Origin of the sequence: Microbacterium sp. HSID17254, from assembly GCF_003989315.1 — a bacterium.
In the GTDB taxonomy this organism is placed as follows: domain Bacteria; phylum Actinomycetota; class Actinomycetes; order Actinomycetales; family Microbacteriaceae; genus Microbacterium.
In genome coordinates, this window is sequence record NZ_RBLT01000219.1 from 1 (window position 1) to 304 (window position 304).

The window sequence follows — 304 nt, forward strand, 5'->3', positions numbered from 1 at the left end:
GGAGGGCGAGAGCGCGGGGGAGCTCCTCGTCGACGACGCTCCGGCGGTGGCGACTCGCGGGCGCGCCGGGCTCGTGCTCCAGGACCCCGACTCCCAGGTGATCCTCGCCCGCGCGGGCGACGACGTCCCGTTCGGGTGCGGGAACCTCGGCCTGCCGCCGCCGGAGATCTGGCCGCGGGAGGGCGAGAGCGCGGGGGAGCTCCTCGTCGACGACGCTCCGGCGGTGGCGACTCGCGGGCGCGCCGGGCTCGTGCTCCAGGACCCCGACTCCCAGGTGATCCTCGCCCGCGCGGGCGACGACGTC

1 pseudogene is annotated in these 304 nt (G+C 78.0%); it reads left to right on the top strand.

What is annotated here, in order from left to right:
- Positions 1–304, top strand: a pseudogene (locus D8M34_RS19700) (hypothetical protein); the annotation flags it as partial.